Annotated in this window: 1 protein-coding gene; it reads left to right on the top strand. The window is 66.3% G+C overall.

The annotated features are described in order from the left end of the window. Positions 1-7536 (top strand): Ig-like domain-containing protein (locus tag AMM33_RS21470; RefSeq protein ID WP_228768304.1); only part of this gene is annotated, 7536 nt, incomplete at both ends.

Raw genomic sequence — 7536 nt, forward strand, 5'->3', positions numbered from 1 at the left:
ATCCGACCAGCGACAGCGGCACCCAGGGTGACAAAACCACCACCGACACGACGCCCACCATCAGCGGCGCGGGTGCCACACCGGGTGACACCATCAGCATCAAAGACCCACAGGGCGCTGTGATCGGCACCACGACCGTTAACCCTGATGGCAGCTGGAGCATCACACCCACCACGGCGCTGCCCGAAGGCCAAACGAACCTGGTTGTCACGGCCACCGACCCCAGCGGCAACACCAGCGCTGCGGCCACGCTGCCCATCACCATCGACACCACGCCACCGGCAGCACCCGCTGCTGTGCTCGAACCGACCAGCGACTCCGGCTCCAAGGGAGACCGTGTCACCACCGACACGACCCCAACGCTGAGCGGCGCAGGTGGCACGCCCGGTGACACCATCATCATCAAAGACCCACAAGGCAACGTCATCGGCACCGCCGTGGTCGCGTCCAACGGCAGCTGGACCATCACGCCTACCGCGCCGCTGCCCGAAGGCACCAACGCGCTCAGTGTCACCGCCACCGACCCGTCTGGCAACATCAGCGCCCCCACGGCGCTGCCCATCACCATCGACACCACGCCGCCCGCAGCGCCCGTTGCCGTGCTTGACCCGACCAGCGACAGCGGCACCCAGGGTGACAAAACCACCACTGACACCACGCCCACCCTCAGCGGCACCGGCGTGCCCGGCAACGTCATCACCATCAAAGACGCTGCGGGCAACACCCTCGCCACCGCCGTGGTGCAGCCCAACGGCAGCTGGGCCGCCACGCCCACCACCGCACTGCCCGAAGGCATCAACGCCTTGACCATGACCGCCACCGACCCGGCAGGCAACACCAGCGCCCCCACGGCGCTGCCCATCACCATTGACACGACCCCACCAGCAGCACCCGCTGCCGTGCTCGACCCGACCAGCGACAGCGGCTCCAAGGGAGACCGCGTCACCACCGACACGACCCCAACGCTGGGCGGCAATGGGACGCCCGGTGACACCATCACCGTCAAAGACGCGGCGGGCAACACCATCGCCACCGCCGTCGTGGCCCCCAACGGCACCTGGGCCGCCACGCCCACCACCGCATTACCCGAAGGCACCATCGCCTTGAGCGTCACCGCCACCGACCCGACAGGCAACGTCAGCGCACCCACAGCGCTGCCCATCACCATCGACACCACGGCACCGGTTGCGCCCGCTGCCGTGCTTGACCCCACCAGCGACAGCGGCTCCAAGGGAGACCTTGTCACCACCGACACGACCCCAACGTTGAGCGGCAACGGGACGCCTGGTGACACCATCACCATCAAAGACCCACAGGGCGTCGTCATCGGCACCACGACCGTTAACCCTGATGGCGGCTGGAGCATCACGCCCACCACGGCGCTGCCCGAAGGCCAAACGAACCTGGCTGTCACCGCCACCGACCCCAGCGGCAACGTCAGCGCCCCCACTGCGCTGCCCATCACCATCGACACCACTGCGCCTGCCACAACTGGAGCCCTGGCCCTCACGGCCGCGTTGGCTCCGACCAGCGACAGCGGCATCCTTGGCGACAGCATGACCAACGACACCACCCCCACGCTGGGTGGCAAAGGCACGCCTGGCGACACCATCACCCTCAACAACGCCGCAGGCACACTGATGGGCACAGCCACCGTGCAAGCCGATGGCAGCTGGCGCATCACGCCCACCACACCACTGCCCGAAGGCACCCACAATTTCAATGTCACCGCCACCGACCCGGCTGGTAACAGCATCAGCCAGCCGCTGAGCGTGACTGTGCTGGTCGATGCCTTGGCCCCAGCTGCACCGTCGGCCAGGCTCGACCCCGTCAGCGACAGCGGCACCTTGGGTGACACAAGCACCAACGATGCCACGCCCACCCTCAGTGGCACCGGAACCCCAGGCCAGACCATCAGCATCCTGAATGCACAAGGCCAGGTCATGGCCACGTCCACAGTGCAAACCAATGGCACTTGGAGCGTCACGCCTGCCACAGCTTTGCCCATTGGCCTCAACAGCCTCAGCGTCACGGCCACCGATGCCGCAGGCAACACCAGCGCACCGACACCGCTGCCGATCACCATCGAGACCGCAGCCACTTCCGCACCCTTGGTGATTCAGGGCGGTGTGTATGCCGGCCCCTTCACCGGCGGTACAGATGTCCTCGTGTACGACAACTTGGGCACCCTCATGGGGGCGGGCACTGTGGGTGCTGACGGCAGCTGGAAAGTCACCGTCTCCGACCGCAACGAATACCGTGGCACCGTGCTGATCAAGGGCGTCGACGCCAATGGCACAGCGGTCAATTACCTGGACGAAGTCAGTGCCACAGGCAAGTCACTCGACACCACCTTGCGCGCCATGGGCGTGGCCGAAGAGGGGTGGGGGAACTTCACCGTGGCCAGTGACATGACCGCCACCCTGACCATCAACATCACCCCCGTGACCGAACTGGCGGTGCGGATCGCTGGCATCGCGGACACCGCAACTGCACCCTTGAGCAGCAGCACCGCAGTCGCCGCTGTCAACGCCGTGGTCGCCAAAGCCCTCGGCATCCCGGGTGTTGACATCACCGCCAAACCCACCACCACCAACAGCCCGGAATTCACCGCCACCGAACGATTCGACGCCGATGGCGTGGTGATCCTCACGGATGGCGAAAAATACGGCTTGGTACTGACCAAGCTCTCGGGCCTGGACAGCATCACGGGCAACGTAGACGCCAGCCTGGATGCCCTGCAAACGCAGGTGCAAGCTGGCGGTACGCTGAGCGCCAGCGGCGCAAGCCTGCTGGAGCAAGGACGAGCCGCAGCCCTGGCCGCCCTCAAGGCCACCACCAATGGCCCTGAAAAGACCTTCGAGCTGGACACGCCCTTCAACCGCTGGCTGCTCGGCGATGTGGTCATCACGAATCAGGTACCCAGCGGCGACAACGTTGCACTGACCGGCTCTGCGCTGCCGGGTAGCACCGTCACCGTCACGCCGTTCGATGGCACCCAAAGGCAGGCTACCGCCAACGCGGAAGGTGCGTTCAACGTGACCCTGCCGGCCTCCAGCATCACAGCGGACAGGTTGGTCAAATTCACAGGCAGTGATGGTCTTGTCCAGACCGCCTCAGTCGAGCACAACCTGCCGCCAGCCCCAGTTGCTGCGCCAGACATGACGGCACTCACCGACACGGGCACCATCAGCTCCGACAACCTCACCTTCAACAGTGCGCCGAGTTTTGTGGTGCTGCAGCCACTGCCCTTGGGCATCGTGGATGTGGTCCTCTACGTGGGCGGCCAACCGGTGGCTGCAAGCTACAACCCGACCACTGGCACCCTGACACCGGTCACGCCTTTGGCAAACGGTCAACAAAGCATCAGCCTCGCATACAAAGATGCACGGGGTAATGTCAGCCCGCAGGGGCCGAGCTTGCCCATCACCATCGACACCACGCCGCCCGCAGCGCCCGCTGCTGTGCTCGATCCGACCAGCGACAGCGGCACCCAGGGTGACAAAACCACCACCGACACGACGCCCACCATCAGCGGCGCGGGTGCCACACCGGGTGACACCATCAGCATCAAAGACCCACAGGGCGCTGTGATCGGCACCACGACCGTTAACCCTGATGGCAGCTGGAGCATCACACCCACCACGGCGCTGCCCGAAGGCCAAACGAACCTGGTTGTCACGGCCACCGACCCCAGCGGCAACACCAGCGCTGCGGCCACGCTGCCCATCACCATCGACACCACGCCACCGGCAGCACCCGCTGCTGTGCTCGAACCGACCAGCGACTCCGGCTCCAAGGGAGACCGTGTCACCACCGACACGACCCCAACGCTGAGCGGCGCAGGTGGCACGCCCGGTGACACCATCAYCATCAAAGACCCACAAGGCAACGTCATCGGCACCGCCGTGGTCGCGTCCAACGGCAGCTGGACCATCACGCCTACCGCGCCGCTGCCCGAAGGCACCAACGCGCTCAGTGTCACCGCCACCGACCCGTCTGGCAACATCAGCGCCCCCACGGCGCTGCCCATCACCATCGACACCACGCCGCCCGCAGCGCCCGTTGCCGTGCTTGACCCGACCAGCGACAGCGGCACCCAGGGTGACAAAACCACCACTGACACCACGCCCACCCTCAGCGGCACCGGCGTGCCCGGCAACGTCATCACCATCAAAGACGCTGCGGGCAACACCCTCGCCACCGCCGTGGTGCAGCCCAACGGCAGCTGGGCCGCCACGCCCACCACCGCACTGCCCGAAGGCATCAACGCCTTGACCATGACCGCCACCGACCCGGCAGGCAACACCAGCGCCCCCACGGCGCTGCCCATCACCATTGACACGACCCCACCAGCAGCACCCGCTGCCGTGCTCGACCCGACCAGCGACAGCGGCTCCAAGGGAGACCGCGTCACCACCGACACGACCCCAACGCTGAGCGGCAACGGGACGCCCGGTGACACCATCACCGTCAAAGACGCGGCGGGCAACACCATCGCCACCGCCGTCGTGGCCCCCAACGGCACCTGGGCCGCCACGCCCACCACCGCATTACCCGAAGGCACCATCGCCTTGAGCGTCACCGCCACCGACCCGACAGGCAACGTCAGCGCGCCCACAGCGCTGCCCATCACCATCGACACCACGGCACCGGTTGCGCCCGCTGCCGTGCTTGACCCCACCAGCGACAGCGGCTCCAAGGGAGACCTTGTCACCACCGACACGACCCCAACGTTGAGCGGCAACGGGACGCCTGGTGACACCATCACCATCAAAGACCCACAGGACAACGTCATCGGCACCGCCGTCGTGGCGGCCAACGGCACCTGGGCCGCCACGCCCACCTCCGCACTGCCCGAAGGCCTCAACGCGCTCAGCGTCACCGCCACCGATCCGTCTGGCAACGTCAGCGCCCCCACGGCGCTGCCCATCACCATCGACACCACGCCACCGGTAGCCCCCGCTGCTGTGCTTGAACCCACCAGCGACTCCGGCTCCAAGGGAGACCGTGTCACCACCGACACGACCCCAACGCTGAGCGGAGCAGGTGGCACGCCCGGTGACACCATCACCATCAAAGACCCACAAGGCAACGTCATCGGCACCGCCGTGGTCGCGGCCAACGGCACTTGGGCCATCACGCCTATCACCGCCTTGCCTGATGGGTTGACCAACCTGGCCGTCACCGCCACCGACCCCAGCGGCAACATCAGCGCCCCCACGCCGCTGCCCATCACCATCGACACCACGCCGCCTGTAGCGCCTGCAGGCTTGCTCGACCCCGTCAGCGACACCGGCACCAAGCTCGACAAAACCACCACCGACACCACGCCTACCCTCAGCGGCACCGGCACTTCCGGTGACATCATCACCATCAAAGACCCACAGGACAACGTCATCGGCACCGCCGTTGTGCAGTCCAACGGAACCTGGGCCATCACCCCCACCAACGTTTTGCCTGATGGCACCATCGCCTTGAGCGTCACAGCCACCGACCCGTCTGGCAACGTCAGCGCCCCCACGACGCTGCCCATCACCATCGACACGACCCCACCGGCAGCGCCCGCTGCCGTGCTCGACCCCACCAGCGACAGCGGCACCCAGGGTGACAAGACCACCACCGACACCACGCCAACACTCAGCGGCGCAGGTGGCACACCGGGTGACACCATCACCATCAAAGACCCACAAGGCAACGTCATCGGCACCGCCGTGGTCGCGGCCAACGGCAGCTGGGCCATCACGCCCACCGCACCGCTGCCCGAAGGTCAAACGAACCTGGCCGTCACAGCCACCGACCCGTCTGGCAACGTCAGCGCCCCCACGGCGCTGCCCATCACCATCGACACCACGCCACCGGCAGCGCCCGCTGCCGTGCTCGACCCGACCAGCGACAGCGGCACCCAGGGTGACAAGACCACCACCGACACCACGCCCACCCTCAGCGGAACCGGCACTTCCGGTGACACCATCACCATCAAAGACCCACAGAGCAATGTCATCGGCACCGCCGTGGTCGCAGCCAACGGCACCTGGGCCATCACGCCCACCTCTGCACTGCCGCTGGGCCTGAATAACCTGAGCATCACTGCCACAGATCCGTCTGGCAACGTGAGCGCCCCGACGGCGCTGCCTGTCACGATCGAAGCCGCTGCCACCGCGCCCGCCGCGCCTGCGGCCGTGCTTGATCCGACCAGCGACAGCGGCAAGCTGCTTGACAGCGCCACCAATGACAACACGCCCACTGTGAGCGGCACCGGCACTGCCGGTGACACCATCACCGTCAAAGACCCACAAGGCAACGTCATCGCCACCACCGTGGTGGCTGGCAACGGCACCTGGGTGGCCACGCCCACCACCGCGCTGCCAGATGGCCTGATCAACCTGTCCGTCACCGAGACCAACCCCGCAGGCCTGAGCAGCGCACCGACCCCGCTGCCCGTCACCATTGACACGACCCCACCGGCAGCGCCCGCTGCCGTGCTCGACCCCACCAGCGACAGCGGCACCCAGGGTGACAAGACCACCACCGACACCACGCCTACCCTCAGCGGCGCAGGTGGCACACCGGGTGACACCATCACCATCAAAGACCCACAAGGCAACGTCATCGGCACCGCCGTGGTCGCGGCCAACGGCAGCTGGGCCATCACGCCCACCACCGCCTTGCCTGATGGCACCATCGCCTTGAGCGTTACAGCCACAGACCCGTCTGGCAACGTCAGTGCCCCCACTGCGCTGCCCATCACCATCGACACGACCCCACCGGCAGCGCCCGCTGCCGTGCTCGACCCGACCAGCGACAGCGGCACCCAGGGTGACAAGACCACCACCGACACCACGCCTACCCTCAGCGGCGCAGGTGGCACACCGGGTGACACCATCACCATCAAAGACCCACAAGGCAACGTCATCGGCACCGCCGTGGTCGCGGCCAACGGCAGCTGGGCCATCACGCCCACCACCGCCTTGCCTGATGGCACCATCGCCTTGAGCGTTACAGCCACAGACCCGTCTGGCAACGTCAGTGCCCCCACTGCGCTGCCCRTCACCATYGACACGACCCCACCGGCAGCGCCCGCTGCCGTGCTCGACCCCACCAGCGACAGCGGCACCCAGGGTGACAAAACCACCACCGACACCACGCCTACCCTCAGCGGCGCAGGTGGCACACCGGGTGACACCATCACCATCAAAGACCCACAAGGCAACGTCATCGGCACCGCCGTGGTCGCGGCCAACGGCAGCTGGGCCATCACGCCCACCACCGCCTTGCCTGATGGCACCATCGCCTTGAGCGTTACAGCCACAGACCCGTCTGGCAACGTCAGTGCCCCCACTGCGCTGCCCATCACCATCGACACCACACCACCGGCAGCACCCGCTGCCGTGCTTGACCCGAGCAGAGAAAGAGGAAAAAAGGGGGAAAAAAAAAAAAAAGAAAAAAGGAAGAAAAGAAGAGGAGAAGGGGGAAAAAAGGGGGAAAAAAGAAAAATCAAAGAAAAAAAAGGAAAAGGAAGAGGAAAAGAAGGAG

This window comes from Limnohabitans sp. DM1 (assembly GCF_001269385.1).
In the GTDB taxonomy this organism is placed as follows: domain Bacteria; phylum Pseudomonadota; class Gammaproteobacteria; order Burkholderiales; family Burkholderiaceae_C; genus Limnohabitans_A.